This window comes from Paraburkholderia ultramafica (genome assembly GCF_902859915.1).
Taxonomy (GTDB): Bacteria; Pseudomonadota; Gammaproteobacteria; order Burkholderiales; family Burkholderiaceae; genus Paraburkholderia; species Paraburkholderia ultramafica.
In genome coordinates this window covers 87,332-113,820 of record NZ_CADIKK010000002.1, presented here as the reverse complement: position 1 = coordinate 113,820, position 26,489 = coordinate 87,332, and the positions used below count along the sequence as shown (strand labels likewise).

Here is a 26,489-nt window from a genome sequence, read left to right as displayed (position 1 = left end):
GCGTGACACGCGTCACGTACCGACGTGTCGACATGTCACGCGTGAATCGCGACGGCATGCCTGGCTGATGCGTGGGCTACCTGGTCTTCTGTGCGCCGACCTCGCTGTCCCACTTCCTGAAAGCCGCGACCATCGCTGCCGCGTTCAAAGGCAGCACATGCGGACGCTCGGCCAGCAGCTTCGCATACTCCGGCCGGCCATACTTCTTCAGCACTTCCTGGCTGTGCTCGGGCGACTGCCCGATAGTCACGCCCTTGATCGCCGGACCGGGATAGAAATAGCCGTCGTCATAGGTCATGGCCTGCTGCGCCGGTTCGAGCATGAAGTTCATCATCTTGTAGATCACGTCGAGCTTTTCCTTCGGCACGCCCTTCGGAATCACCATGTAGTGCGCGTCGTTCACCCACGTCATGTTGTCGAATGACTGCACGCGGAATTCGGCCGGCACGATACCGAGCGCGCGCGGATTGATGTCCCAGCCCGTCACCGTTACGGTCATGTCGCGCGTACCCTCGCCGAGTTCCTTCATCACCGCCGACGTGCCGCCCGGATAGTAAGGAATGCAATCGTTTAGCTGCTTGAGGAAGGCCCACGTCTTGTCCCAGCCGTGAATCGGGTCCTGCGGGTCCTTGTCGCCGAGCACATACGGCAAGCCCATCAGGAACGTGCGGCCCGGACCGGAGTTGGCCGGCCGTGCGTAGATCAGCTTGTCCGGATGCGCCTTGCACCATTGCAAGAGCTGCTCGGGTGTCTTCGGCGGATCGCTGACTTTGGCGGGGTTGTATTCGAGCAGCGGACCCGCCGGCATATACGCGACTTCGAGACCGTAGCCTTGCGCGAGGTCCTGCATCTTGCGCGGACCCGGCGCGTATTTGTCGAGCACGCCGGGGAACTGCGCCGCGTTGTCGGGCAGCAGCTTGATCCACAGATTCTGTTCGATGCCGGCGGCCAGCGCGTCGGTGCCGGTCAGCACGAGATCGATGTCGGAGCGGCCCGCCGCCTGCATCGCCTTGATCTTGCCGGGCAACTGCGGTGCGGGCGCGTTCGTGAACGTGAGGTTGGCGACGAGGTTCGGATACTTCGCCTTGAAGGCCTCGAAGCCTTTTTGCGTGAGTTGGAGATTGCCGGCCACGTCGACGATGTTGATCGTGACCGGATCGGCCGCGTGCGCGGCGGATGCGAAAGCGGCGCTCGCCGCGAGACATACGAATACCAGCTTGAACGACAACCTGCGCGAAACAGTCATTGTGTCTCCTCGCTTCCTGGTATGGAAGTCCGCCGGTCAGATGCGCTGCCGACGGTGTCTCTCTACCAACGGAACATAGCGAAGCGGAACAGCCGATGTCAAGCAAATACTCGCGACGGCGCGCGCCTCCGAAATTGGCTGTTTTTGCGAGGAATCCTTGTTGCTCAATGGTTTGCTCGCTGCATCCAAGGGCAAACCCGGAGCCGACGATGAGGTCGGACGATTCGTTGTCAAGCAACCGGAGCATGCGTTGCGCCGTGATGCGCGATCAGCCGCCCTGCACGCCCTGCGTGTTCACATACAGCGAATACAGCCCGTGGCTCGCCGCCATGAACAGCCGGTTGCGATGGCGTCCGCCGAAGCACACGTTTGCGCAGCGCTCCGGCAATGCAATGTGGCCGAGCGGCTCGCCTTGCGCCGTGAAGACGCGCACGCCGTCGAGCTCGTCGGTGCCCATGCCCCAGCCGCACCACAGATTGCCGTGGACATCGATGCGCAAGCCGTCCGGCGTGCCGGGGCCCGCGTCGATCAGCACGCGGTTGTTCGATAGCGTCGTGCCGTTGCCGTCGACATCGAATGCGCGAATCTTGCGCGGCTCGCCACGCGATTCGACGATGTACAACACCGACTCGTCCGGCGAAAACGCGAGGCCGTTGGGCCCGAGCACAGCGTCGGCGACCATCGACACGTCGCCCGATTGGCCGTCGATCCGGTACACGCACGCCGCCAGCTCCGACTCCTGGCGCTCGCCTTCGTAGAAGCTGTCGATACCGAAGGTCGGATCGGTGAACCAGATGGAGCCGTCCGATTTCACGACCACGTCGTTCGGCGAATTGAAACGCTTGCCGCGATAACGGTCGGCGAGCACGGTCATCGAGCCGTCGTATTCGGTGCGCGTCACGCGGCGCGTCAGGTGCTCGCAACTGACGAGCCGGCCCTGGCGATCGCGCGTGTGGCCGTTCGCATTGTTCGACGACTGCCGGAACGTGCTGACCGTGCCGCTCGGTTCGTCCCAGCGCAGAATGCGGTCGTTGGGGATGTCGCTCCACAGCAGATAACGTCCGTCGCCGAACCACACCGGTCCTTCCGACCAACGCGTGCCTTGATACAGACACTCGACGGAAGCGGAGGCCAGGATCAGCGACTTGAAGCGTGGATCGAATACGCGGATGGCGGGATCGGGATAGCGTCGGCTGTTGTCGGTCATGCTGGTGCTTGGGGTTGGGAGATGGATGGGTTGGTGTGCGCGAATTTGCGCTCCAGTGCGAGCAGTGCTCGCGCGGCCTGGCTGATCTTCGCATGATGTTCGGGCGGCGTCGAACTGAGCAGCGGCAAAATCGGCCCCATGCCGGCGATCTGCGAGAACGTGACCGCATCGTGCAGCACGCGGATCAGCGAGATGTCGTCGCGCAGGGTTTCAAGCGGCATGAACGCGTCGTAAAGACGTTGCGCGGTCTCGCGATCGCCGCTTTTGGCCGCTTGCAGCAAGGCCATGACCATGCGCGGCGCGACACACCCCGAGCCCGTGGTCCATGCCGCGAGGCCGAACTCGCGCAGATTTGCATTGGCTTCGCAATGTTGTCAAACAACTTGGGTCTAATAGCATCGGCGCCAGCTCATTACCCGAACCGAAAGATAGTGAACTGCGAAGTGTCACTTTTACATGACAATAGAGCCTGGCGGATAGCGCACGACATCGCCACATTGTGGGCAGCAACCACCGGCATAGGCAATTAGCGTGGTTTTGCCCAACAATTCGGCATAGCGGTTAATAAAAATCAATCGGTAATAATATTGCCGGCGAAAGGCATCAAAATGACCGCTGCGAGAGAATTACCTATTTCAATGGCCGGTGAACCTTAATCAGGCTAACAAACAGATAAGAATAGCGATTCATCCGTTTCGTCGCGGAGCCGCCACTGCCGTGCTGTCTTTTGAAAGCTCGCCCGCCGTTGCGAAATATTTTTTGGTGATAGATTGTGCAGATAAAAGCAGCCGGACGGAATGCCGTACCGCAATTAACCGCAACGGGATGTTTGCGAGCCTGAGAGAGTTAAGAAATTGTCGCTACATTTTATCGAGCAGATGGCACCGCTACTGGACGCCGCCGACGAGGCGGAATGGTTCGGTGCAATTGCGGGCCTCGCCGAGACGTGGGGCTTCGACAGGCTTTTGGTCGCCATGCTGCCGCGCCCGACCATGCGTCTGGAAGATGCATACATACGCAGCACCTACGCGCCGGCATGGCGCCAGACGTATGACAAGGAGGGGCTGGTGCATATCGACCCGACCGTCGAGCACTGCATGGCGCGCGCCGCGCCGCTGATCTGGTCGCCGGAAATTTTCGCGACCACGGCGCAACAATGCCTGTACGAGGAAGCCCGCTCATACGGCCTGCGCGCCGGGGTGACGGTACCGATTCATGGGCCGAACCAGCAAGCCGGCATGATGTGCTTCGTCAATGACAGCAATCCGACCGACGCATTCCAGCGCCATGTCAACGCCGCGTTGCCGAATCTGGTGTTATTGCGCGACCTGGTTATCGACACCAGCCAGCGCCATCTGAATACGCACGCTCAGACCTTATTGCCCAAGCTCACGCCGCGCGAACGCGAATGCCTGAAATGGACCGCACGCGGCAAATCCACGTGGGAAATATCCCATATCCTGAACTGTTCGGAAGCCGTAGTGAACTTCCACATGAAAAACATCAGGACGAAATTCGGTGTGAATTCGCGGCGTGCGGCAGCCGTGATTGCGGCGCAACTCGGGCTTATTGACCCGGGTTGAGCAGCGCAGCGGCGTCGCGGCTGTACAGAACCCGTTCGGCACGGCCCAGATCGGCGTCGGAAACGGTTTTGGTGAAGTACAGACCCAGCAGGATCGACACCGGCGCCGGGATTTCGGCACCGGATTCGAACCGGCTGCCGCGCGACTGGGTGACGCCGAAGCGTGCCCAGAAGCGGCGCTGGCTCTCTTTTTTCTTCTTGCGGTAAGCAATGATCAGCACGCGATCCACCGCCGAGGAGACCTCCGCCGGGCGCGTCGGAAGGCCGGTTTGCGGTTGCCAGTGATTTTCGAGAAGTTCCATTTTGTGCCTTGTCGGTTGGGTGCGGATACGTGTCTCGAATTCTGCGTTACCCGATAAGCATGCACACCTATCCAGGTAGGTAGGTGGCAGGACGATTCAGAATGCATAAGTTTTCCAGCGTATTGGTATCCCAACACGTTCAGGAGAACGTCATGCAAACAGCGATTCGGATTGGAATGCGGCAGGAATTTGACAACGCGGACATCAACGAGATGTACCGGCTGCGGGCTCGGGTGTTTCACGGGCGGCTCGGGTGGGATGTCCCGACCATCGCGGGCATGGAGATCGACGGCTACGACGCCCTCGGGCCGCACTACATGCTGATCCAGGGGGAGGACCGGCAGCTGCGCGGCTGTTGGCGCCTGATGCCGACCGAGGGGCCCAATATGCTGAAGGACACCTTCCCCCAATTGCTGCACGGTGCGCCGGCACCGGTCGGGCGGCATATCTGGGAACTGAGCCGGTTTGCGATCGAGACCGGTGGCGAAGAACAGTCGTTCGGCTTCACGGACATGACGATTCAGGCTATCCAGGAAGTCATGAGGTTCGCGCAGCGGATGGGCATCACGCGCTACGTCACCGTGACCACCACGCCGATCGAACGGCTGCTGCGCAGGACCGGCATTGACATCAGCCGGTTCGGCGCGCCGGTGCAGATCGGTGTCGAGCGGGCGGTGGCGCTGAATGTCGCGGTGAGTCCCAAGACCCTCACCGCCTTGTTCGGACCGATGGCGGCCGCGGCTTAGTTGCGGCTTAGTTGCGGCTTAGTTGCGGCTTAGTTGCGGCTTAGCTGCGGCTTAGCTGAGGCTTAGCTGCGGCTTATTGCGGCTTAGCTGCGGCCTGGTTTGCGGCTTAGGGTATGCGCGTTGCCGGGATCGCCGCACCCTGCGGCGCATCGGCAGCGCCGGGAAACTCAGGAGCCGAACATCCGGTCGAGCGCGTTGGCGAGATGTGCGCGCATCGCCGTTCCAGCAGCCGCGGGATCCTTGCGACGAATCGCGTCGAGCACCTCCATATGCTCGGCCTGGACGAGCCGCTGCCGCTCCACTGTCTTGACGAGCGACAGGTTGCGCGACAGGTTCATGCTGAACAGGATCTGCTCTTCGATGAACGACATGACCGTGATGAAAAACGGGTTCTTCGAAGCGCGCGCCACCGCCAGATGGAACATCAAGTCGTCCTGCGCGCCGATGCCGCGAGTTTCGATAATGCGCTCCAGCTCGTTCCAGGCGTGCTGAATCGCGGCGATGTCGTCGGAATCGGCTTTGAGCGCCGCCTGCTCGGCCGCGCCGGCCTCGGTCACGATGCGAAATTCATAGCAGCGGCGAATATCGGACAGCGTTTCGAGCGGCGCAAAGCGGCGCACGTCCGGATCGGGCCGCCGCGCGACCATCGTGCCCGAGCCGTGCCGCGTCATGATGATCCCGTCCGCCCGCAAGCGCGCCAGCGCTTCGCGCACGGTCGGCCGCGACGTCGCAAAGCGTTCGGCCAGCGCGTGCTCGGTCGGCAAGCGCTCCCCTTCCTTGTACTCGCCTTCGAGAATGCGATTGAGGATGTCGCCGTAGATCTTGTCGGGCAAGCCCGTGGTTTTGCGCTCGGTCATCAGCGGGGCTGAGGCAGCTTGTCTGAACATGTCCTAATTGTAAGGCCAACCCTGCCGAGGATTCACTACAGATACGCGTACTGAGTTGATCCAGGCGTCGCCGACGCCCGTCATATCGGGCTTGCCGGCCAAAACGTCGTCATCGAAAATTTGACAAGTGTTTGATTTACATCCTGGTTGAGTGCATCTTTTTCAGCAATGATCTAAGCTTCGTTGGTATAAAAGACCAACGAGCCTGGCCGTGTGAAACGGCTGCGGCATGCGCATTTTTCAGACGCGGAGTCGATATGTACACACGCATTCTTGTAGCTGTCGACGGCAGCCATACTTCCCGCCGTGCATTCGAAGCAGCCCTCGCGCTCGCCAAATCCAACGGTGCTGTTCTGCGGCCGTTCTATGTCGTCGAAAACACGCCCATGTATTTCGAAGCGCCCGGCTACGACCCGTCCATACTGCGCAACCGTCTGGTCGAAGAAGGCAGGGAACTCCGCGCGGAATTCGCCCAAACCATGGCCGAACAAGGCGTGAAGGGTGACCCCGCCGTCAGCGAGGCATCCTCGCTCGGCGATGTTTCGGATATCGTGCTAAAGGCCGCCGCCGAATTCAATGCGGACCTGCTGGTCATGGGCACGCATGGTCGGCGCGGTTTTCAACGGCTGATCCTCGGCAGCGTCGCCGAGCGCTGCGTGCGCCAGGCAACCTTACCCGTGCTGCTGATTCCCTCCGCCGCAGGTCAGGATAAGGAACCCGCCTGAGAGCCAGCTACCAAGCGCATTGCGGCTGCCACCTGGTGCGTAGGGCGGCAGCGCGCAACGCAATTCATCGCTGAAACCCGAGCCGATACACCCGCTCACAAGATACGTAGCAGTCCATAGCCCATTCACCCACAAGAGCGCGACATCGCTCAAGACGCCTAACCAACTGAACGCGTCACTATGTCGCCAAATCGGGGGTGCGGCGGGTGGGACAATCCGCCATCACTCTGATAATCGCCCGCAGAACATGCTTACTCCTTCCGCTGTTACCCGCTCCACCGGCACCGACGGTTCCGCCGCAAGTTCGTCGCCGGCGCGCAGCGGCCGGCGGGCGGCACCGGTGCGGGCGACCGCTCGCACCGCCGCTCGCTGCTCGAGCTGTTCGATGCGGCAGCTCTGCATGCCCCAAGGCCTGTCGTCCGACGAACTCTCGAAGCTGGAAACGCTCATCTGCACGGCGCGCTCCGTACAGCGCGGCGAAGCCCTGTATCGCAGCGGCGACCATTTCGACAGCATTTACGCGGTGCGTTCCGGGTCGCTGAAAACCGTCATGGCGCACCGTGACGGCCGCGAGCAGGTCACGGGGCTGCGCCTCGCCGGCGAAGCGCTCGGGCTCGACGGCATCAGCGAGGACGTGCACGCATGCAGCGCCGTCGCCCTCGAAGACAGCACAGTCTGCATCGTCCCCTACAGCGCGCTCAAGCTGCTGTGCCGCGAAATCAGCTCGATGCAGGAGCGCATGCACAAACTGCTGGGCGCGCAGATCGTTCGTGAAGCCGCGCAGATGATGATGCTCGGCTCACTGTCCGCGGACGAACGGGTCGCCGCCTTCCTGCTAGACGTGTCGGAGCGCAATGCGCAACGAGGCTATTCTTCGGCCGAATTCAACTTGCGCATGACGCGCGAGGACATGGGCAGCTACCTAGGCATGACGCTCGAAACCGTGAGCCGCACCCTGTCAAGATTTCAAAAGCGCGGCCTGATCGACACACAAGGCAAGCACATCCGGATCGTCGATCTGGCAGGCCTGCGGCAGATCTGACGCGCATGCCGGGGGCTGGCCGGCGCCCGCCCACCTTCTTTTAGCGCGCTTTCGCCTTGGCATGGCTCCTGCGAGCGGGTACAGTCTTTAGTCCGTCCCCCGCAAGGAGACCCGGCGAAATGAATCGCGACCCCGCCCCACGTCACCCGCTCGTCCAGCGTCTGATCGACGCGCGTCAGATCACTGACGCATTGTTTGCGATCGTCAAACCCGAATTTCTGTATGAACGGCCGATCCGTGAGCGGCACCGGATGGTGTTTTACATCGGCCATCTGGAAGCTTTCGATCGCAATCTGCTCGATCACCGCGTGTGCGAGTTGCCCGCGTTCGCGCCTGAACTCGACCAGCTTTTCGCTTTCGGCATCGACCCTGTCGACGGCAGCTTCCCGACCGATCAACCGGGTGACTGGCCGTCGCTCGACACCGTACGCGAGTATGCGTTGCGGGCGCGCGAGCAGATCGACCATGCGCTCGCTGGCCGCGCGGATGTGGCGCAGTTCGGCCGTGACGGCGCGCATGCTGAGGTATCCGGGCAACTGCTGAACGTCGCGATCGAACATCGGTTGATGCATGCCGAAACGCTGGCGTACATGCTTCATCAATTGCCTCTTGCACAGAAGGTCACCGAACTGCGCGAGGCCGTGGTGACGCATCCAGACCGTCGGGAAGCGTTGTCGTCGATGATCAGCGTGCCGGCCGGCGCAACGGTGCTCGGCATGTCGCGCGATGCCGGCCATTTCGGTTGGGACAACGAGTTCGGCGAAATGCGTATCGACGTGCCCGCCTTCGAGATCGATCGCCACATGGTGACGAACGGCGCGTTTCTCGAGTTCATCGAGGGCGGCGGCTATCGTGAACCGAAGTGGTGGTCGGAGAAAGATTGGGCATGGAAGGAGGCCGAGCACATCGAGCATCCCGCCTGCTGGTCGCGGCGCGAGGCAAGTGTCGAAACAGGCGGCGTGGATGGCGCATGGATGCTGCGCACGATGTTCGACGAAGTGCCGTTGCCGCTCGACTGGCCCGTGTACGTGAGCCATGCTGAAGCCAGCGCTTACGCACGCTGGGCCGGCAAGGCCTTACCCACCGAGGCGCAATGGCAACGTGCGGCACACGGCGCACCGCTCGCGGCGTCGGGCAATTTCGATTTTCGCAGTTGGGATCCGAAGCCGGTCGACGCGCATCCGGAGAACGTCAGCGCGTTCGGCGTGGAAGGTCAATTCGGCAATGGCTGGGAATGGACCTCGACGGTATTCGACGCGCTGCCCGGCTTCGAAGCGTTTCCGTTTTATCTCGGCTATTCGGCCAATTTTTTCGACGGGCAGCATTACGTGCTCAAAGGCGGTTCGGCGCGCACTGCGCGCTGCATGCTGCGACCGGCTTTCCGAAACTGGTTTCAGCCGCATTATCAGTATGTGTATGCGGGGTTTCGGTGTGTGAGGGCGTGAGGAATGAGGGGCACATGACGCCGTTGAGCGCAGCGCGGTATGAATCGTGCCAGCGCTGATCGAACGTCGGTCTTGACTTTGGATAGATCAAGTCATCTCGCTCGCCGGGCGTTCGTCTCTTCCCGCTGCAGTATTCTCTGGAGGTAGCAGGATGCAAAGGTCCGACTCTTTTTCGATAGCGCGCGCGCTGACCGTCGTCTTTGCGGCCCTGTCGGGGATATAGCTGCTGATCGGCGGTATCTGGCTGCTGCTACCGTTCGTCTATCGCCGCTTCGCCGCGTCGCCGAAGTCGCCGGCCATCGCACTGGGCGTCACGCTGATCATCAGCGGTGTGGTGATGGTATATGCGGTATTCAACGCGTTTGGCACCAGGATGGGCGACTATGTGATTGCTTACGCGCTGCCCTGATTGCCCATGCGCGCCGCCTTTGTGCAGTCGGTGCCGTGAGTGGGGCCGTGACGCGAAGCGGCCTCTCGGTCGCTTCGCATAGGGGGTGCTCACGCGTCACGCTCGATGCGCCCTGCCGTTGGTGGAGTCGGACCGACCATCGAAACGTGCTCGCCGCTCCGTTTAGCAGCATCAGGTGCAGGCGCGTGCCAAAACGCGCAATGGACAGGCAGCCGCCTTGCTCATTCGTTACACCACATTCACCAGGTCGAACGAGACAGATACGAACCAGCAATCCGCGATCCGGTTGAGCGCAATTACGCCGACGATGGCGGGACGCCAGCCCGCAACGCATCGGTAACGCAGCGATAAACTGGTAACTTGCCTTGCCTGGGAGGACGCCATGAAGCTCGTCGACTGGAACATTCAGTGGGGTTGCGGTGTGGACGGCCAGGTGGACCTCGGCCGGATCGTGCGGGAAGCGCGTGCGCTATGCGACTTCGACGTCATGTGCCTACAGGAAGTCACACGCGGCTTCGACCGGGAGCCGGCAGCCGGCGGACTGAAGGGCCACCCGTGCGCCGACCAGTTCTCCGAGTTGGCCGGGCTGCTGCCGGACATGACGGTCATCGACGCGATCGGCTCCGATCTTCCGTCGCCGGGGGCGGGCCGTCAACGCCGGCAATTCGGCAATGCTATCGTGACCCGATTGCCCGTCAGGCAAGTGCTTCGGCATTCACTGCCGTGGCCGGCGGATCCGGCCAAACCATCGATGCTGCGCGTCGCGCTCGAAGCGGTAATCGAGACCAATATCGGCCCGCTGCGTATCATCAGCACGCATCTGGAGTTCTATTCGGAAATTCAGCGGCTCGCGCAAGTCGGAAGACTGCGGGCGTTGCATCACGAAGCGTGCGATCATGCGCGTCGTCCCGCGAAGGGCGAAAAACTGGACAGTCCGTTCGCCGACACAGCGCGGCCGACGAGCGCCATTCTCTGTGGCGACTTCAACAGCGCGTTCGAGGATGCCGCGTATCGCCGGATGCTCGACCCCATTCCAGACGCTCCCGCCTTCGTCGACGCATGGGCTTGCGCGCACCCTGGCGAGTTGCGCGCCGCCACCGTCGGTCTGTACGATCGCGAGCAGTGGCCCGAAGGCCCCTTCGCGTGCGACTTCATCTTCGTCACGGATAACCTCATGCCACGGATTGCAGTGTGCGATGTCGAGCCGCACAGCCGCGCTTCGGATCACCAGCCGATGTGCGTCGAATTGCGTTGATCCGGCAGCCGCCGGGCAGGCAGTCACGCCTCGACAGGTGAAGGCAGGGCGCTTGCGCAATCGGCAGGGACGGACATCCGACTGATGCGTGCTTAGCAGGTTTGACTCAAACGGTCCATTGCGGGATCCGTGCGGGGTGACGGCCTTGCCTGATGGCCGGGTCTCTACGCCACCACGTAGAACGCGGCGGTGTAGAGATCCATTGCGACAGGCTAACCCTCCGCTCAGTTTCTAATGCTCGCCTGGCCTGGTCGAAAGGTCGTCGTCCATCACTTCCTGGGTTGTTATCCAGTACGGCTGCCTGTTGTAGTAGCTGTGCGTTGAAGCTCCCCACTTCGGATCCGCCATCATTGGCCAGTGATCCTTGTCGAACCCCGAATCGTCCTTGAGGAGCTGCGCTGCTATGTCGACATAGAAGCACTTCTCATCCGTGTCGAGCGTGAGCGCATTCCACGGAATGGCGTGCAGGTTAGAACCCATCCCGAGGAAACCTCCCTCGGACAGCACAGCATAGGCGATGCGTCCGTTCTGGACGTCCAGCATGATGTCGGAGATCTTGCCTACGTGTTCGCCGTCCGAGGACATGACCTTGTTTCCATCGAGCGTTGCCGCAGCCATGATGTCCGGCCCCGGCCCTGCGCCGACACCACCGCCCACGATGTTCGCTCCGCCACGGCGGGTGCCACGTTGCGGGTTGATAGAGCCCATGATCCACCTCCTGAAAAAGATGATGCTGGTACGGTCGCAAGCGGCATACCCGCGCGGGCTCCGCGCGAACGTGCCCGCGGTCTGCGACCTTTTCGGCGGCATGATCGTCGTCCCTCCCTTTAAACCTTCAATCGGAAGGCAGTCGAACACTGATCCGTGTGGCGGTGACTAAACAGGGTATCCCTCGACGGTGCGTGCCGGGAACAGCGTTTGCGGTGTCACCGGCATGCAGATTGCACTGCCCCGCTCATGAAACCCCGCTCGCGGCGATTACGTCACCGCGGAGATCACGAACATCGTCGCGACGGCAATGCCCATCACAATGGTCGCCATCCAGCCGACGATCCGCAGGGTTCCCCGTATGCAGAACTCGCCCATGACGCGGGGATGGGAGGCCATTTTCATCATCAGCACCATGATCGGGACCGACGCCACGCCGTTAATGACGGCGCTCCAGTAAAGCGCCTTGATCGGATCGAGTGACGTGAAACCCAGCGCGAGACCGGCAAGTGTCGCGAGAACAATGATCGCGTAAAACCGCTTCGCGAGCCTCGGTTCATGTTCCAGACTGCTCTTCCAGCTGAATGCACCGGCCATCGCGTAGGCGGCGGACCCCGCCAGCACCGGTAGCGCAAGCAGTCCGGTACCGACAATACCGACACTGAACAGCAGGAACGCGAATTTTCCGGCGATCGGCTCGAGCGCGGCAGCGGCCTGCGACGAGGTCTGGATATCGGTCACGCCATGTGCGTGGAGTGTCGCGGCGGCCGTCAGCAGGATGAAAAACGCGATGAGGTTCGAAAAGCCCATACCGATCCAGGTGTCGATGCCGATGCGTTCGAGTTGCCGCCGGCCCTGCGACGGCGCTTTCTTTAGCGCAACTTCGCCGTCGGCCGCCTGAAGTTCCTCGACCTCCTGTGACGCCTGCCAGAAAAACAGATAGGGGCTGATGGTCGTACCCAATACCGCGACGATTGTCGTCGCGTAGCTGCCGCTCCACGTAATGTGCGGAACGACAGTCCGAACGGCAACGGTCATCCACGGAATCCTGACGGCGAACACGACCCCGACATAGGCGAGCAGTGCAAGCGTCAGCCACTTGAGCACGCGGACGTATCGCTTGTACGGCACAAAGACCTGCAACACGAGCGACAGCGCGGCCAGCGCGATTGTATAAACGCGAGTGGGACCTCCCACGAGCAGGTTGACGGCGGCGCCCATGGCTGACAGGTCCGCCGCGATGTTGATCGTATTGGCGACCAGCAGCAGTGTGACCGCACCATAGAGCAGCGAAACCGGATAGTGACGCCGCAGGTTCGTCGCCAGCCCGTGGCCGCTTGCCCGGCCGATTCTTGCGCTGATCATCTGGATCGCAACCATTAGCGGATAGGTCAGCAGCACGGTCCATAGAATGTTGTAGCCGAAGGCTGCGCCGGCCTGCGAGTACGTCGCGATGCCGCTGGGATCGTCATCTGCAGCCCCGGTCACGAGGCCTGGGCCCAGTTTCCCCAGCCATGGGTCGGTTTGGCTCTGCGGCGCAGCCGTCGGATCGATATTGGTAGTCATGGCGGTCTCCGACGTGGCAAACGCGATACTCGATACCGGCACGACGCGCATACCGGGCAATGCGTCGGCCGTCTCGCGACGCATGACATGAGGTCGCGCAAATTTCGTACCTTGAGATCGGGATCGGTCGCCTTGCGTGAGGGCGTGCAAAAGTTGGGGGAGCTGCATTTGGTCAGGCGTCCCTGGCTTAAGGCATGACTGCACTGTCTGTTCTGTCCGTTGGCCGGCGGGCTTTCTGCTGCTCAAAGTTCGCCCCTGATTTCCGCGTAACATAGTTGCATTAATCGGACCTCGACGCTTCGTTCCCGTTTTGGAGACGCCCATGCGACTGGCTGACTTTATCTTGAGAGACATGGAGCCGATTCTCGCGCAATGGGAGGCGTTCGCCGCTACCCTCCTGCCGGCGGCGGCAAACATGGAATCGTTGGGGTTGCGCGATCACGCGGAGCAGATCCTGCATGCCGTGGCAAAGGACTTGCGAAGTTCGCAGACCAGAGAGGCCCAACGTGAAAAATCATTGGGGAGGGCCCCCCGGCTCACCGATGCGACCGAAACAGCCGCACAAACACATGCTCTTCTGAGGGCACGGGCGGGCTTCAATATCAATCAGCTCGCCGCTGAATATCGCGCACTGCGCGCGAGCGTGCTGCGCCTTTGGATGGACGATTGCGTGCCCGAATCGCCTGATCTGGACGACGTAATCCGCTTCAACGAAGCGATCGATCAGGCGCTGGCTGAATCGGTCACCTTATTCAGTATGCAGGTCGAGCAAAACCGTAACCTCCTGCTTGGCATGCTGGGCCATGACATGCGGAATCCCCTTCAGGCGATTCAGGTCACTGCGTCGTATCTGGCGGCACTTAATGCCGGGGACCGGGTATCGGGTGCCGCCGCCCGGCTGATCCGCAGCGGAGCCCGAATGCAGGCATTGCTTGATGACATCACCGATTTCAACAGGACCAAACTTGGCTTGGGCATCAAAATAACGCCCACGAGCGTCAATCTGGCGAATGTGCTTGATGACGAGTTGGACGAACTACGAGCCATTCATCCTGACCGACAGATCGAGTTGCGTGTAAGCGGTGACTCTCAGGGGGTCTGGGACGGCCCGCGCCTGCAGCAATTGCTGGGAAACCTTGTCACTAATGCAATCAAGTATGGAGCGCAAGACACTCCCGTGTGCGTGACGGTGACTGGCGACGTAACGCATGTTCGTATCGAGGTAAGCAACTGTGGACCCGCTATCGAGGCGTCAATGCTTGAGCGTATGTTCGATCCGTTGATGCGTGGGTCGGTCCATGAGGGCACAGACGACAGGGCGGGTAACCTTGGCCTGGGTCTGTATATCGCAAGCGAAATCGCCAAGGCCCATCACGGCGCGATCGAAGTGCGGTCCAACGATGTGGAGACCTTGTTTTCAGTATCACTTCCGCGTGCCGACGATCCGGCTTGATCTCTCATCGCAGCGAGAGACCGAATCGGCGTCGACACGGTGGACGTATCTGCGCGGAAGGCCGTCATGGGCCTCATGGTTTCCGCTAGCGGGGCCGCCGACCACCGGCGGCTACTCAGTCAGGCAGCCTTCATCGTGTCCGGTCAGCACGCCGCGACCTGCCGGATCGCTGCCGAAAACGAAGCGAAGGCACTGGATGCGCTAACGACTGCTATACGGCGGGTCCGGATGCCGCAACACGGGTAAGCCCGAGAACCTCGCCTTTCGATGGCGTCGCAGTGGCACATCTAGTTCTTTCAACCAAAAAACCCGGATAAACAATATCCCAAACTGCCTAAGTTTAATTAGCATCCAACAATCCACTGAATATCACGCGGTTCGGCAGAATTTTCTACCTGCTTAATTCTTTTTCCTGACGTCGGGGTCGATTGACATGCGAGTCGTTGTTCTGGGCAGTGGGGTCGTTGGGGTGACAAGCGCGTATTACCTTGCTCGCGCCGGCCATGACGTCGTGGTCATCGACCGGGAGCAAGGCCCCGCGCTGGAAACCAGCTTCGCAAACGCGGGGCAAATTTCGCCGGGCTACGCTGCGCCGTGGGCGGCGCCGGGCGTTCCGCTCAAGGCAGTGAAGTGGATGTTCCAGAAGCACGCCCCACTTGCTATCAGACCGGACGACGCAGACAAGCAGTTCCAGCTTCAGTGGATGTGGCAGATGCTGCAAAACTGCACGGCGGAGCGCTATGCGATCAACAAGAACCGTATGGTTCGACTCGCGCAATACAGCCGCGACTGCCTGAAGGTGCTCCGGGCCGAAACCGGCATTCAGTACGAGGGGCGGACGGGCGGCACCCTGCAGGTGTTTCGGACGCAGCAGCAGTTTGATGGTGCAGCCAAGGACATCGCTGTTCTGAAGGAAGCGAATGTCCCGTACGAGTTGCTGACCAGAGACCAGCTTGCTCGGGCAGAGCCCGCACTTGCTGCGACCGCGCACAAGCTGACCGGCGGACTGCGCTTACCGGGCGATGAGACCGGCGACTGCCAGTTGTTCACTACTCGACTCGCCGCGTTGGCCGAGGAAGCCGGCGTGACGTTCCGCTACAACACGCAGGTGGACGGTCTTCTCGTTGAGGGCGGCAAAGTCGTCGGCGTGCGTCATGGCGCAAAACTGATCCATGCCGATGTGTTCGTCGTCGCATTCGGCTCCTACTCGACGAACTTCCTGTCCGGTCTCGTCAAGATTCCGGTCTATCCGCTCAAAGGGTATTCCATCACTGCTCCTATCGCCGATGAAGCACGCGCGCCGGTATCAACCGTTCTCGACGAGACCTACAAGATTGCCATCACACGATTCGACAAGCGCATCCGGGTGGGCGGTATGGCTGAAATCGTAGGCTTCGACAAGCGTCTGCGTGAGGCTCGCCGCGACACGTTGGAGATGTGTGTGAACGACCTCTTTCCTGGCGGTGGCGATACATCGAAGGCTACTTTCTGGACCGGCTTGCGTCCGATGACACCAGATGGAACGCCAATCGTCGGCCACACTGCAATACCCAACCTCTACCTCAACACCGGGCATGGCACGCTGGGGTGGACTATGTCGTGCGGCTCAGCGCAGCTTCTTGCGGACCTCATATCCGGCCGGACGCCCGCAATCCAGTTTGACGACCTGAATGTGTTCCGTTACGCCAAAGAACCACAGGTGCCTGCTGATTTCACCGTCGATTAAGCGTCGACACCAGTGTGGTCGCTGACATCTCTCCTTGAAAATAGAACCATGCCGCGCCCGATTAAAGCGTATAACCGGTCCTACTTCCGTCCTGGCGAGCATACGGAGCAGAAACAGGCGCCCAAGTGCTCGCCCGTATTGCGCCAGTGGGTTGTGCTGTGAGTGCGAGCGCAGGACGGCTGGCAGCGGTTTCTGCGGCGCGCGCAAAGTGCGGTCATTACGTTCGGCATCATCGATGGCGGCTTCAATGTCCGCCAGTTAGCTTCAGTCGCCGAATCTCCTAACGGCCCTGGTCCCGGATTTCAACCAGCGTTCGATCCAGGCCGTATTTCCTGAGCTTCTGGTACAGCGTACTCTTTGCAATACCCAGGTGCCTGGCGGCGGAGGTCAGGTTGCCGCGAGAGAGGGCGATCGCGCTGCGGATCGCCCCCAGCTCCGACGCTTCCATGCTGCCCCGGCCGTCGCGGGACAAAAGTTCGTCGCATCCGGCGCGGCTCGGCTCATCGCTCGCGCGCAACTCCGGTGGCAGATCAGCGAGCGTAAGACTCCCTGAGCCTGCCGTGAGAAGCATGCTTTCCACCACGTTCTGAAGCTCCCGGACGTTCCCCGGCCATGAATACGCACAGAGCGCGGCAACCACTTCGTCGTCCACCGGCGGGCAAGCCCGCCCAAGCTCCGTCGCGACCTTCTGGACCAGATATTCCGTGAGGCGGCGAATGTCCCCTGGACGGTCGCGCAGCGGCGGAATGCGGATACTGGTCACCGCGACGCGATAGAAGAAGTCCATTCGAAAACGCCCTTCTGAGACCTCCTTTCTCAAGTCGCGATTGGTCGCCGCGACGAGACGAAAGGTGACCTTCCTTGGGACGCTTTCGCCGAGCCGATAGATCTCCCCCTGTTCCAGCACACGCAGGAAATGCGTCTGCAGATCGACCGGCATTTCGCCGATTTCGTCGAGAAACAAGGTCCCGTCATTGGCTGCTTCGATCTTGCCTAGCGCGCCTCCTCGGCGCGCACCGGTAAAGGCGCCATCGCCATAGCCGAAGAGTTCGCTGGCGAGCAGTTCGCGTGACAGGCCGCCGCAGTTGAGCGCAATAAAAGGCCCCTCCTTCGCCTGGCTCGCGTGGTGGATTCCCTTGGCGAACAGTTCCTTACCCACGCCAGTCTCGCCGAGCAACACCACCGGCGCACGTGAACGCGCGATCTGCCGGGCCTTGTCCACGGCCTCGAGCAATGCCGGCGCTTCACCCTGGATGCGCTCGAAGCCGGCCGTCGATACACCCGCGGCGCCGCAACGGGATGCGCCGCTGACCTTGCGCGCAGAACCGTGGCGTTGCGCGAACGGCACGATCAGCAAGCTGCCGATGCGCCTGCCATCGTCGATCACCGGCTCGATCCACTCGGGCTGGAGCCAGTGAGGCAGATCCGTGGATGTCACACTGGTGACTGCGGAGTCGGTGGCGAGCGCCAGGATCCGTCCAGGCCGGGCGAGCGAAAAATCGCCGCCGGCTGCCGCAATCGCAGCTTCAGCGTGCTCATTGGCCTTGATCGGATAGCCGCCATGGTCGAACACCACGGCGCCGTCAGACGCCAGCATCGCGAGGCGCTTCATGCAGCGATCCAGCAGCCGATAGCGCAATTCCATAGTCCGCGCAGCAAGACGGCTCTCGATCCGGCTGGCGGCCGTGACGACCAGCGCCAGGCTGTGACGATTGTAGGATTCGGATAGGCCGGACACGTCGATGACGCCGATAATCGTACCGTCGCGCGGGTCGCGGATCGCATTCGCTGAGCAGGTCCAGCGCTTGATGCCGGCGCAGAAGTGTTCGGCAGAATGAATCTGCACGGGCTGGCCGACCTCGATCGCCGTGCCGATCGCATTGGTGCCGCAGATCATCTCGTTCCAGGACGCGCCGGGCAGGAGCTGAATCCCGTGTGCGGAAGCAATCGTAGCGGGGTCCCCTTCGAGATTCAGGATGGTGCCGGCCGGCTCGGCAAGCGCCATGACCGTTTCGGTTTGCGCAAGAAAGTCGCGTGCATGCGCCATCACCGGAGCACTCGCCTCGACCAGATCGCGGTGACTGTGTTGCAACGAATACAGTAGATGTTCGTCCAGCGGCGGCGGCGCATGGCCCAGCGTGGGATCCACCTGCCAATCGAGGCAGCGCTGCCACGACGTGTCAACGAGGTGCCGCACGACACTATGCGGTGCTTCTCCGCCGCTCAGAAACCGCTCCCAGGCGGCCATGACGAACGCTTCGTCGCCAGGGTTCGAGAACATCTGCGTGGCATCCGGCATATCCATGACTTGTCTCCTTCTTCATGCCGTCTTATACCGCACCGCAACATGGCGGATGCAGCCGGCTCGTGCGAGAAGAAGGGCAAGATCGATGCCACCGCGAGCACACCTGAAGAGGAAACTCAGCGCTCCAGCGAACGGTTGATTTCCGGACGATGGCCGCACGGGTCGCGTTCGATTTTCGAACGGTCAGGATAAGCGGCTCGCAGGCGCGCGCAGTCCGCTCGCTGCGGCGCATCAAACAACGTGCGGGCTGTGAGAAAGCCACACTGCGAGCCACAGTGCGGCGGCGCCATTCGATGGAAGGGCGCCGCCCGCTGCGAGAACCGGGCGCGAGACAACTGCGCCCTGAGCCAAGCGCTAGTCAGCGCGCTCGGGAACCGGCAACTGCAGCCAGTCCTTGTAGAACGCCTCAATGTCCGGCTCGAAATCGTGAATCACCGGATACCACGGCGTCGGTGCTTCGACGTCGTGCATGGTTCCGCAACTCGGACAGTAGTACTCGCGGTAGACCTGCCACTGGGTGTCGGGCGCCATGAGTTGCGGATAGACTTCGAGCATGGCCTCCTCTGTGTCGCGCACATAGACGTTGGCAGACAGTTTCCAGTTTTCGCGGTAGTCGCAGAACTCATGGCCGCAGTCGCATTTGACCAGCCAGTGTTTGCTTTTCGCGGCCTGCACGATATGCAGGTGCGGTCCTAGCGGCAAGACAATCTTGTCGGGCCACGAGACTTTTCCCTGCAACACTTCGAGATACTGACTAAAGCGCTCATGATCCTTCGGCATGGACAACATGCGTACGGTCGTATCCCAGTCGAGTCGTCCATCGACCAGATTGCCGACCTGTTCTTTCGTGTAAGCAGACATTTCGCTACTCCTTGATTCGCTTCGATATCGGGACCGATTACTCTTCGACCTGAACCACGGTGGTCACGTCGGGCAGCAACGAGAGATCCATCCTGTACTTCGAGCCGTAGGACGGCACGTCCAGTTCTGCCTCGGTCATGTTCCAGTCGGCAGGCAGCTCCCAGAACTTCCGGAAGTCGTCGAGGAATTTCTGCGACAACCCGAAGCTGGTTGCAAACATGTGACGCACGGGGCGCGACGCATGTTTGGTGAGGACCCGTTCACGCTCTTCCTTCATCCATTCGCGCGTCGGCAACGAGCGGGCAAGCCGCTCCTTGCGGAATTCGCCACGGCGCTTCAGGGTCTGTTGCGCATCGACCGTCCAGATCCCCGTTGTGTCCTGCGCCAACACCGCGCCATAGACCTTCTCGGCAAACTCCGGAAGCAGAAATCCGTTGTTGAGATCCTTTGCAATGGCTTCTGTTTCCCGATCGAGCGGATCACCAAAGCCCGGACCGCCGCGCAGGTAATTGAGGTACAGGTCGTGGTTTTCGTAGCAATCCTCGGTCGTCATGCATTGCTTGTCGCGCTTGACCTTGGAAGTCGCATCGATGTGCCGCTCGTAGTCCGGTGCGTCGGGATTCGTGTCGCCGCCGAGCGGCAGCGAGAGTCCCTGCGCGATGCGCGCTTTGAGGCCCGTCTGGTGCGCTTCGAACCGGTAGCCGGTGGCCGACGGATAGCCGCCCATGAAGCCCCAGTCGCTGTTCATGTAGCCATTGCCCATGAAGAACATGGTCCAGTCCTGGGCTTTCCAGACCATGCGCAGGGTTTCGAAACCACACCCGCCGCGGTACTTGCCATAGCCGCCGGAATTGGCTTTGACGTTGCGCCCGAGATAGAGCAACGGTTCGGCCATCTCCCAGATCTCGATGTCGCCCATGTCGCCTTCGGGGTTCCAGATCGCGGCCGCATGATTGAGACCGTCCTTGATGGCGCCGGCGCCCGTGCCACACGACGAGGCCTCGAAGCTGTTGACCGCGTGCACCTCGCCGTCCTGGTTGATGCCGCCGCCTTGCAGCCAGTTCGATGTGTTGGCGTTGCCGGCGTTGACTTCTTCCAGATAGCCACGGCTGAAGTACGCCTGGCCGAGCCCCCGCCACATGGCACTCCACCCCGATACCAGGAAGTGCCAGGCATAGGCGTGCCCGGTGCGGCGATCGTCCGGATTCATCCACGTGCCCTTGGGCAGACGGAACTCCGTGCCGAAGTAGGCGCCGTCGTTGATGCGCTGGGTCGGCACCAGGGTCTGGGTCATCATGACCCAGATGCCACTTGTGAACGCCACGTGGTGCGCGTTATAGGTGTGCCATCCCCAGCGGCTCGCGCCTTCGAAATCCAGTCGCCATGTAGCGTCGGGCCGGATCGTCATTTCCACCGGCGAGTGCATGATGGTGTCGATCTTGGCAAAGGCCGAAGGCGTCTGGATATCCTCGTGCGCATAGGGCACATCGACAAAGGCTACCTTGCGGTACTTGCCGGGCAGCGTCATCGCCTTGATGCGGCTTTGCAAGCCGCGACGGCCCTCTTCGATAACCTCGTAGCTGAATTTCTCGTAGGCTTCAAAGCCCTCGGTGGCGATGATCTCTTCCACCATGTCCCGGATCATGTGGCAACCGGCGATCCGCGTGCGCTCGTCCAGGATCCAGTACTTCGGCGTACGCACCGAGCGCTGGCTTTCATGAAGCCAGTCGCGCAGCGGCTGGTCGTTCACGCCCGTCTTGCGGCAGGTGATCTGGTAGCCGTCGCCGAAGCGCTGGACCTGGCCCGTCGACATGGAGCCCGGCGTCACCGCACCGGTGTCGATCACGTGCGTCACCCCGCCTACCCAGCCGATGAGCTTGTCGGCCCAGAAGATCGGCACGATCGTCGCGATGTCGCAAGGATGGACATTGCCGATAGAGCAGTCGTTATTGGTGAACATGTCCCCCGGGTTGATGCCCGGGTTGTCCTCCCAATTGTTCTCGATCATGTACTTGATCGCGGCGCCCATCGTGCCGACGTGAATGATGATGCCGGTGGAGGTCAGCACGCAGTCGCCGACCGCGTTGTACAGGGTGAAGCACAGTTCCCCTTCCTGCTCCACGATCGGCGACGCAGCGATCTTCTTGGCGGTTTCGCGAGCGTGCACGAGACCGCCGCGGATCTTGGAGAACAGCTTCTCGTAGCCGATCGGGTCCTTCTCGCGCAATTCGAGCCGGGCGAGCCCGTTGTAATGGCCCGTCTTGCTGGTGCGTTCCATGATCTCGGCGCGGAATGCTTTCAGGGTCTTGCCGTTGGCGAGCAGATCGGACTGGCCGACTTCCCTGGATGACATGAGGTTCATTTTCGTCTCCTTACTTCACTTCTTGCAGATGGAACAGACGGTGCTTGTCGAGCGTGGTTTCGAAACCATCCGGCACGACGAAGGTGGTGGAGGCGGACTCGATGATGGCTGGCCCCACGATGTGGTTACCCGCCATGAGCGACTCCATCTGCCAGAGGTCGGCTTCGACCCACGTCTTGTGGCGATAGAACGGACGCTTGCCGAGATACGCGGACTTGGGCGGCGTTTCGCCCGCCTCCGGATCCTCAGGCAGCACGGGCTTCTGCGTGGCGACAAGGCCGCGCATGATCGCGCCCGTGGCGCTAAAGCCCAGTTCCGGTGAGCGGGCGGAACTCGCGTACACCCGCGAGTAGGTCTCCTCGAACGCGTCGGTAATCTTCTTCCAGTCTGCGGCAGTGGCGGCGCCGCTGATCGGCGAAGTAATCTCGAGGTCGTTCAGTTGTCCCATGTACTGCATCCGGTAGCCGGGCAACAGCGTGATGTCCTCCAGCTTGAAGCCGTTGATGACGAACTCCTCGACGACCTTGTCGGCCAGTTCCTGCCACGCTTCCTGGATGACCGAGCAGGCTGCCGCTTTCTGTTCGTCGGGCGCGTCCGGCGCGACCGCGATATCCACGCTTTTGTCGTAGCGGTACTCGAAGTCGGCGCATGCGCAGCCGAACGCGGAGAATCCGGCTGCCCATGCAGGGACGATCACGTCCTTGAAGCCCAGGCCTTCCGTATAGCCGTAGGTATGCACCGGTCCAGCCCCGCCGTACGAGAAGCACACGAAGTCGGTGGGGTTGTAACCCTTCGCGCTGATGTTGGCGCGCAGGTACTCGTGCAGGCTGAGATCGAGCAGTTCGATCACGCCTGCAGCGGCATCTTCCACCGAGAGGCCAAGCGGATCGGCGATCTGGGCCTTGATGTGCTGCCGTGCGCGTTCGACGTCGAGCTTGATCGCGCCGCCGAGGAAGTTGTGCGGGTTGAGATAGCCCAGCACCACATGGCAGTCGGACACCGACACCGTATCGAGTCCGCTTTCCGGCCAGCATGTACCCACGCGATAACCCGCGCTATCGGGCCCGAGCTTGATGGAACCGCTATAAGGATCGAGCCGCACAAAGCTGCCCGCTCCCGCGCCCACCGAATCCATCGCTACCAGCGGCAGCGACAGCACCAGACGAGCCATGTCCGGATCGGAGGCGATCGCGAAGTTGCCCTTGGTGATCAGCGCCATGTCGAAACTGGTGCCGCCGATATCGCTGCACGCGATGTTCTCGTAGCCCAGTCTTTCGCCAAGCAGCCGCGAGCCGATGACGCCCCCGATCGGACCGGAGACAATGGTGCGTGCGAGCTCCTTGGCCTTCCAGCTGATCGTCCCGCCGTGCGTGGCCATCACCCGCAGATCAAACCTGGCACCGTGCTTCCTGAAGCGGTCGCTGACCTTCTTCAGCGTCTGCCGGGACGGTTCGGCCGCGTAGGCTTCGAGAATGGTGGTATTCGTGCGGTGGCTTTCCTTGCGCGACGGGTAGTAGTCGACCGACGCGAAGACCGGGATGTCCACGCCGATTTGCTTCAGTTCGTCGCGGCAGACATCGCGAGCGCGTTTTTCGCTCGATTCATTCTTGTGCGACTGCAGAAGACAAATGGCAATCGCCTTCGATCCGGCATTCACGAGCTCGCGCGTCGCCTGGCGCACTTCGTTTTCGCGCAGTGGGATGACGATTTCACCCTGAACGTCGGTGCGTTCCGTCACGCCCCGGGTACGCGAAAGCGGGACAAGCGGTTCATCGTAGCGGTGGGTGTTCAGGTGGATGCGCTCTTCCAGCGCGTAGCCGAGATAACTCTGGATGGCCCGCCCCATCGAATGAATCTGCTCGAAGCCGCGATTGCAAATGAGCCCGACATCCAGGCCCTTGCGCTGAACGACGCGATTCAACATCGCCGTACCGGAATAGACGCAGGTCACCAGTTCGGGATAGACCTCGTCCACTTCGCGCGCCCACTGCGCTAGTGCGTCTTTGGATGACTCCAGAATCGCCAACGACTCGTCTGCGGGATTGCTTTGGGCCTTACCAACCACGAAGCGGCCATCCGAGCGCACGAAGAAGGTATCGGTCATCGTGCCGCCGGCATCGATGCCCAGTACCTGGACGTGTGAAAGTTGCTGTTCCATTAGTGTCTCCAGCTCTCCTTGATTGAACATCGCCTCGACGGGGAGGCGCGCTGCGAAGCGGTGATTGCGATTCGCTTCGGAGGAGCTAAAGGCAAGGGATATGCCACTGACTGCCGAATCGGCGTCTGGTCGGCAAACTATTGAATAGAAGGGCTTTGCGGGGAACTACCGGCACGCTCGCGGTGGACGAGACCTGTCGCACAACGACCGGTTCCTGAACGGTTGGCCGTTTGGAGAGCGGAATTCGAACGCAGGGCTGACGGAAAGCGTGACGTGCGAGAACTAGTAGAGCGCATTCAACGTCATCGGCTGACGCGCCGGGTGACGCCAGGGTCACGCACCAACGCGTACTTCCGGATCTTCTGATACAGCGTGCTTTTTGCTATGCCGAGCTGCGCGGCCGCCTCGGTCAGGTTGCCCTGGCATTGCTGGATCGCAAAGCGAATCGACTCTGCTTCCGCCGTTTCCAGCGAGCGGACCTTCTGGCGCGCAAGCGCAGACATCCCGGCGGACGCCGGATCTCGAACGCCCCCAGGAGAAACGGCCAAAGCACCGATTTCGGGTGGCAGCTCGGCGACGGTAATGATTCCGTCGCGGGCCATAAGTACCGCACCCTCGATCGCATTTCGCATCTCGCGGACGTTACCTGGCCAGGCGTAGTTCAGCAGGCATCCATACGCCACGTCGTCGAAGACGGCATGGGTTACGCCGTACCGCTCGCGCGAGACGCTCAACCAGTGCTCGATCATCTCGGGCAAATCCGTCTTGCGTTCGCGCAGCGGCGGTATCGAGATGTTGGTGACGGCCAGCCGGTAATACAGATCCATGCGGAATTTCCCGTCAGCGACATCCGCACGCAGGTCACGATGCGTGGCGGCGATCAAACGGAAGTCGACCTTGCGAGGCACGGTCTCGCCCAACCGATAGAGCTCCCCTTCCTCCAGCACACGCAGCAAATGCGGCTGGATGTCGAGCGGCATTTCGCCGATCTCGTCGAGGAACAGCGTGCCGTGATTGGCCGCTTCGATTTTCCCGGTCATGCCTGACCTGCGTGCGCCGGTGAACGCGCCTTCCGCGTAACCAAACAGCTCGCTGCTCAACAAATCGCGGGACAAGCCACCGCAGTTCAGGGCGACGAAGGGGCCGTCTGCCCTCGAGCTGGCTTGATGAATGCCTTGCGCGAACAACTCCTTGCCGACGCCGGTTTCGCCCAGCAGGAGTACCGGGACCGAGGCTTTGGCCAGTTGCTGCGCCTTCTGGATTGCCGCGCGCAGTGCAGGGCTCGCGCCGACGATGCGAGAGAACGCCGCCCGAGGCGTGGGCTCGGCGACCGGCATCGCGTCGGACAACGAAGCGGCGCGCCGAGCGCCAGCCGGCGCAATCAACATGAAGCCGAGGGTGTCGGCGCCTTCGGTGACGCGTTCAATTCGTGCGAGGCGCAACCACGCCGGTGCTTGCGGCGACATGGACCCGCCTGCAATCCTGGCGATGTCGGGGATCGGAAAAGCGTTGTCCAGTGCGCCTGATGCGCCAAGCCGCGCAAAAGCCGCTGGCGCCTGCGGGTTGGCTCTGACGAGACGTCCCGACTCGTCCACCACGACGACGCCGTCCGTACGACCGGAGCAGTAAGCCATACATCGCTCCATCAGGCGCAACCGGCGCTCCATTGCGAGCTTCCCAAGTCGGCTCTCGATCCGCCCGGCCATCGAGACGATAAACGGCAGGCTATGCTGGCTGTAGGTTTGCGCAAGCCCCGACACATCGAGTACGCCGAGTACGGTGCCGTCGAGCGGATCGCGGATCACCGTGGCAGAACACGTCCACTGCTTGATACCCGCGCAGAAATGCTCCGAACCATGGATCTGTACCGGCTGCTGCAAAGCGAGGGCGGTGCCGATCGCGTTGGTGCCACAACTGAGCTCGGTCCAGTTACAACCCGGTATCAACCGGACCTCGCCGGCCGGTTCTACGATACGCGTGTCGCCGGCCAGTTCGAGGATCAGGCCGTCCGGATCCGTGAGCAGCAGAATGGTCCCCGTCTGCGAAAGGAACTCACGTGTCTGCTGGATCAGCGGCACGCTGGCATGCATCAGGCGATCGTTCCTGATGCGCAAGTCGAACAGGGCCCCTTCTTCGAGCGGCAATGGGGCACCGGCAGCATCGGGGGCCACCCGGCCATCGAGGCATCGGTGCCAGGAATCGTCAACGACCCCACGCAGGGCACCGGGGGGCGGCTGGTCGCCTTGAATCAAACGCTCCCACGCCGCCATCACGCTCGCGTCCCGATCCGGACTGGAAAACCAGTCCATTGGCGTGCCTGTCTCTTTCATGCTGTCTCCGTGTGCGGCTGTGCCCATCAGCGATCATTCACGACCCACTCGCCATACAGGCTCGCACCTCCGTCTGAATTCTATGCCCGAAATACAGCACCGTCCGGAAATCGAACGCTTTGCGCAACCGGCACCTGTTCAAGCGCCATTAGACGTACAGAAACATCCATAAAA

Annotated in this window: 19 protein-coding genes and 1 pseudogene; 8 read left to right on the top strand and 12 right to left on the bottom strand. The window is 61.6% G+C overall.

Going from position 1 to position 26,489, the window contains the following annotated elements; translation table 11 throughout:
* Nucleotides 1-76 precede the first annotated feature (76 nt).
* The 3 genes and pseudogenes from HV744_RS02535 to HV744_RS02525 all read right to left on the bottom strand — a co-directional run.
* Complete coding sequence (locus tag HV744_RS02535) at nt 77-1,246, bottom strand: extracellular solute-binding protein (protein ID WP_175147986.1); 1,170 nt, start codon at nt 1,244-1,246, stop codon at nt 77-79.
* 268 nt (nt 1,247-1,514) lie between these two features.
* Complete coding sequence (locus tag HV744_RS02530; RefSeq protein WP_175147985.1) at nt 1,515-2,453, bottom strand: SMP-30/gluconolactonase/LRE family protein; 939 nt, start codon at nt 2,451-2,453, stop codon at nt 1,515-1,517.
* Nucleotides 2,450-2,815: pseudogene (locus tag HV744_RS02525) on the bottom strand (dihydrodipicolinate synthase family protein); the annotation flags it as partial. The pseudogene HV744_RS02525 and the gene HV744_RS02530, both read right to left, overlap by 4 nt.
* A 516-nt stretch (nt 2,816-3,331) precedes the next feature.
* Here HV744_RS02525 and HV744_RS02520 point away from each other — a divergent pair.
* Entirely contained in the window at nt 3,332-4,036 is a 705-nt protein-coding gene (locus tag HV744_RS02520; RefSeq protein ID WP_175147984.1) for a helix-turn-helix transcriptional regulator, read from the top strand.
* Here HV744_RS02520 and HV744_RS02515 read toward each other — a convergent pair.
* Complete coding sequence (locus tag HV744_RS02515; RefSeq protein WP_175147983.1) at nt 4,020-4,337, bottom strand: helix-turn-helix domain-containing protein; 318 nt, start codon at nt 4,335-4,337, stop codon at nt 4,020-4,022. The two genes, HV744_RS02520 and HV744_RS02515, sit on opposite strands and share 17 nt — an antisense overlap.
* Nucleotides 4,338-4,489: 152 nt before the next feature.
* Here HV744_RS02515 and HV744_RS02510 point away from each other — a divergent pair, with 152 nt between their 5' ends.
* Complete coding sequence (locus tag HV744_RS02510; protein WP_175147982.1) at nt 4,490-5,083, top strand: acyl-homoserine-lactone synthase; 594 nt, start codon at nt 4,490-4,492, stop codon at nt 5,081-5,083.
* A gap of 167 nt (nt 5,084-5,250) precedes the next feature.
* Here HV744_RS02510 and HV744_RS02505 read toward each other — a convergent pair whose 3' ends face one another.
* Nucleotides 5,251-5,940 (bottom strand): FadR/GntR family transcriptional regulator, encoded by a 690-nt coding sequence (locus HV744_RS02505; protein ID WP_175147981.1) that lies wholly within the window; start codon nt 5,938-5,940, stop codon nt 5,251-5,253.
* A 287-nt stretch (nt 5,941-6,227) separates the two neighbouring features.
* On the opposite strand from HV744_RS02505, the gene HV744_RS02500 reads away from it, so the two are divergent.
* The 4 genes from HV744_RS02500 (at nt 6,228) to HV744_RS02485 (ending at nt 10,846) form a co-directional block, all read left to right on the top strand.
* Complete coding sequence (locus tag HV744_RS02500; RefSeq protein ID WP_175147980.1) at nt 6,228-6,695, top strand: universal stress protein; 468 nt, start codon at nt 6,228-6,230, stop codon at nt 6,693-6,695.
* Between the two features lie 247 nt (nt 6,696-6,942).
* Nucleotides 6,943-7,737 carry a fumarate/nitrate reduction transcriptional regulator Fnr gene (gene fnr, locus HV744_RS02495; protein ID WP_175147979.1) on the top strand — a complete coding sequence of 265 codons (795 nt, stop codon included), beginning with the start codon at nt 6,943-6,945 and terminating at the stop codon, nt 7,735-7,737.
* A 119-nt stretch (nt 7,738-7,856) separates the two neighbouring features.
* Nucleotides 7,857-9,182 (top strand): SUMF1/EgtB/PvdO family nonheme iron enzyme, encoded by a 1,326-nt coding sequence (locus tag HV744_RS02490; protein ID WP_175147978.1) that lies wholly within the window; start codon nt 7,857-7,859, stop codon nt 9,180-9,182.
* Between the two features lie 791 nt (nt 9,183-9,973).
* The gene (locus tag HV744_RS02485) at nt 9,974-10,846 is read left to right on the top strand and encodes an endonuclease/exonuclease/phosphatase family protein (protein WP_175147977.1); all 873 of its coding nucleotides are present in this window, start codon (nt 9,974-9,976) and stop codon (nt 10,844-10,846) included.
* 231 nt (nt 10,847-11,077) lie between these two features.
* On the opposite strand, the gene HV744_RS02480 is transcribed toward HV744_RS02485, so the two are convergent.
* Nucleotides 11,078-11,554 carry a PRC-barrel domain-containing protein gene (locus HV744_RS02480; RefSeq protein ID WP_175147976.1) on the bottom strand — a complete coding sequence of 159 codons (477 nt, stop codon included), beginning with the start codon at nt 11,552-11,554 and terminating at the stop codon, nt 11,078-11,080.
* Between the two features lie 270 nt (nt 11,555-11,824).
* Nucleotides 11,825-13,120 (bottom strand): NRAMP family divalent metal transporter, encoded by a 1,296-nt coding sequence (locus tag HV744_RS02475; protein ID WP_175148200.1) that lies wholly within the window; start codon nt 13,118-13,120, stop codon nt 11,825-11,827.
* A gap of 322 nt (nt 13,121-13,442) precedes the next feature.
* Here HV744_RS02475 and HV744_RS02470 point away from each other — a divergent pair, with 322 nt between their 5' ends.
* Both HV744_RS02470 and HV744_RS02465 read left to right on the top strand, forming a co-directional pair.
* Complete coding sequence (locus tag HV744_RS02470; RefSeq protein ID WP_175147975.1) at nt 13,443-14,573, top strand: sensor histidine kinase; 1,131 nt, start codon at nt 13,443-13,445, stop codon at nt 14,571-14,573.
* A gap of 433 nt (nt 14,574-15,006) precedes the next feature.
* Nucleotides 15,007-16,299, top strand: a complete 1,293-nt coding sequence (locus HV744_RS02465) for a D-amino acid dehydrogenase (protein ID WP_175147974.1) — start codon at nt 15,007-15,009, stop codon at nt 16,297-16,299.
* A 280-nt stretch (nt 16,300-16,579) separates the two neighbouring features.
* Here the strand turns inward: HV744_RS02465 and HV744_RS02460 are convergent, their stop codons facing one another.
* The 5 genes from HV744_RS02460 to HV744_RS02440 all read right to left on the bottom strand — a co-directional run bounded on the left by HV744_RS02460 (nt 16,580) and on the right by HV744_RS02440 (nt 26,315).
* Complete coding sequence (locus HV744_RS02460) at nt 16,580-18,604, bottom strand: sigma-54-dependent Fis family transcriptional regulator (protein ID WP_175147973.1); 2,025 nt, start codon at nt 18,602-18,604, stop codon at nt 16,580-16,582.
* Nucleotides 18,605-18,958: 354 nt separating this feature from the next.
* Nucleotides 18,959-19,465, bottom strand: coding sequence for an acetone carboxylase subunit gamma (locus tag HV744_RS02455; RefSeq protein WP_175147972.1), 507 nt, complete (start codon nt 19,463-19,465; stop codon nt 18,959-18,961).
* Between the two features lie 37 nt (nt 19,466-19,502).
* A complete protein-coding gene (locus HV744_RS02450) occupies nt 19,503-21,827 on the bottom strand; it encodes a hydantoinase B/oxoprolinase family protein (protein WP_175147971.1) in 2,325 nt (774 codons plus the stop codon).
* Between the two features lie 10 nt (nt 21,828-21,837).
* The gene (locus HV744_RS02445) at nt 21,838-23,985 is read right to left on the bottom strand and encodes a hydantoinase/oxoprolinase family protein (protein WP_175147970.1); all 2,148 of its coding nucleotides are present in this window, start codon (nt 23,983-23,985) and stop codon (nt 21,838-21,840) included.
* A 302-nt stretch (nt 23,986-24,287) separates the two neighbouring features.
* Entirely contained in the window at nt 24,288-26,315 is a 2,028-nt protein-coding gene (locus HV744_RS02440; RefSeq protein ID WP_246278918.1) for a sigma-54-dependent Fis family transcriptional regulator, read from the bottom strand.
* Between the last annotated feature and the right edge of the window lie 174 nt (nt 26,316-26,489).

Bases quoted from the DNA above. Each gene is read 5' to 3' on its own strand.
- HV744_RS02535 (WP_175147986.1), bottom strand. From the start codon at position 1,246: ATGACTGTTTCGCGCAGGTTGTCGTTCAAGCTGGTATTCGTATGTCTC.
- HV744_RS02530 (WP_175147985.1), bottom strand. From the start codon at position 2,453: ATGACCGACAACAGCCGACGCTATCCCGATCCCGCCATCCGCGTATTC.
- HV744_RS02520 (WP_175147984.1), top strand. From the start codon at position 3,332: ATGGCACCGCTACTGGACGCCGCCGACGAGGCGGAATGGTTCGGTGCA.
- HV744_RS02515 (WP_175147983.1), bottom strand. From the start codon at position 4,337: ATGGAACTTCTCGAAAATCACTGGCAACCGCAAACCGGCCTTCCGACG.
- HV744_RS02510 (WP_175147982.1), top strand. From the start codon at position 4,490: ATGCAAACAGCGATTCGGATTGGAATGCGGCAGGAATTTGACAACGCG.
- HV744_RS02505 (WP_175147981.1), bottom strand. From the start codon at position 5,940: ATGACCGAGCGCAAAACCACGGGCTTGCCCGACAAGATCTACGGCGAC.
- HV744_RS02500 (WP_175147980.1), top strand. From the start codon at position 6,228: ATGTACACACGCATTCTTGTAGCTGTCGACGGCAGCCATACTTCCCGC.
- fnr (WP_175147979.1), top strand. From the start codon at position 6,943: ATGCTTACTCCTTCCGCTGTTACCCGCTCCACCGGCACCGACGGTTCC.
- HV744_RS02490 (WP_175147978.1), top strand. From the start codon at position 7,857: ATGAATCGCGACCCCGCCCCACGTCACCCGCTCGTCCAGCGTCTGATC.
- HV744_RS02485 (WP_175147977.1), top strand. From the start codon at position 9,974: ATGAAGCTCGTCGACTGGAACATTCAGTGGGGTTGCGGTGTGGACGGC.
- HV744_RS02480 (WP_175147976.1), bottom strand. From the start codon at position 11,554: ATGGGCTCTATCAACCCGCAACGTGGCACCCGCCGTGGCGGAGCGAAC.
- HV744_RS02475 (WP_175148200.1), bottom strand. From the start codon at position 13,120: ATGACTACCAATATCGATCCGACGGCTGCGCCGCAGAGCCAAACCGAC.
- HV744_RS02470 (WP_175147975.1), top strand. From the start codon at position 13,443: ATGCGACTGGCTGACTTTATCTTGAGAGACATGGAGCCGATTCTCGCG.
- HV744_RS02465 (WP_175147974.1), top strand. From the start codon at position 15,007: ATGCGAGTCGTTGTTCTGGGCAGTGGGGTCGTTGGGGTGACAAGCGCG.
- HV744_RS02460 (WP_175147973.1), bottom strand. From the start codon at position 18,604: ATGGATATGCCGGATGCCACGCAGATGTTCTCGAACCCTGGCGACGAA.
- HV744_RS02455 (WP_175147972.1), bottom strand. From the start codon at position 19,465: ATGTCTGCTTACACGAAAGAACAGGTCGGCAATCTGGTCGATGGACGA.
- HV744_RS02450 (WP_175147971.1), bottom strand. From the start codon at position 21,827: ATGAACCTCATGTCATCCAGGGAAGTCGGCCAGTCCGATCTGCTCGCC.
- HV744_RS02445 (WP_175147970.1), bottom strand. From the start codon at position 23,985: ATGGAACAGCAACTTTCACACGTCCAGGTACTGGGCATCGATGCCGGC.
- HV744_RS02440 (WP_246278918.1), bottom strand. From the start codon at position 26,315: ATGAAAGAGACAGGCACGCCAATGGACTGGTTTTCCAGTCCGGATCGG.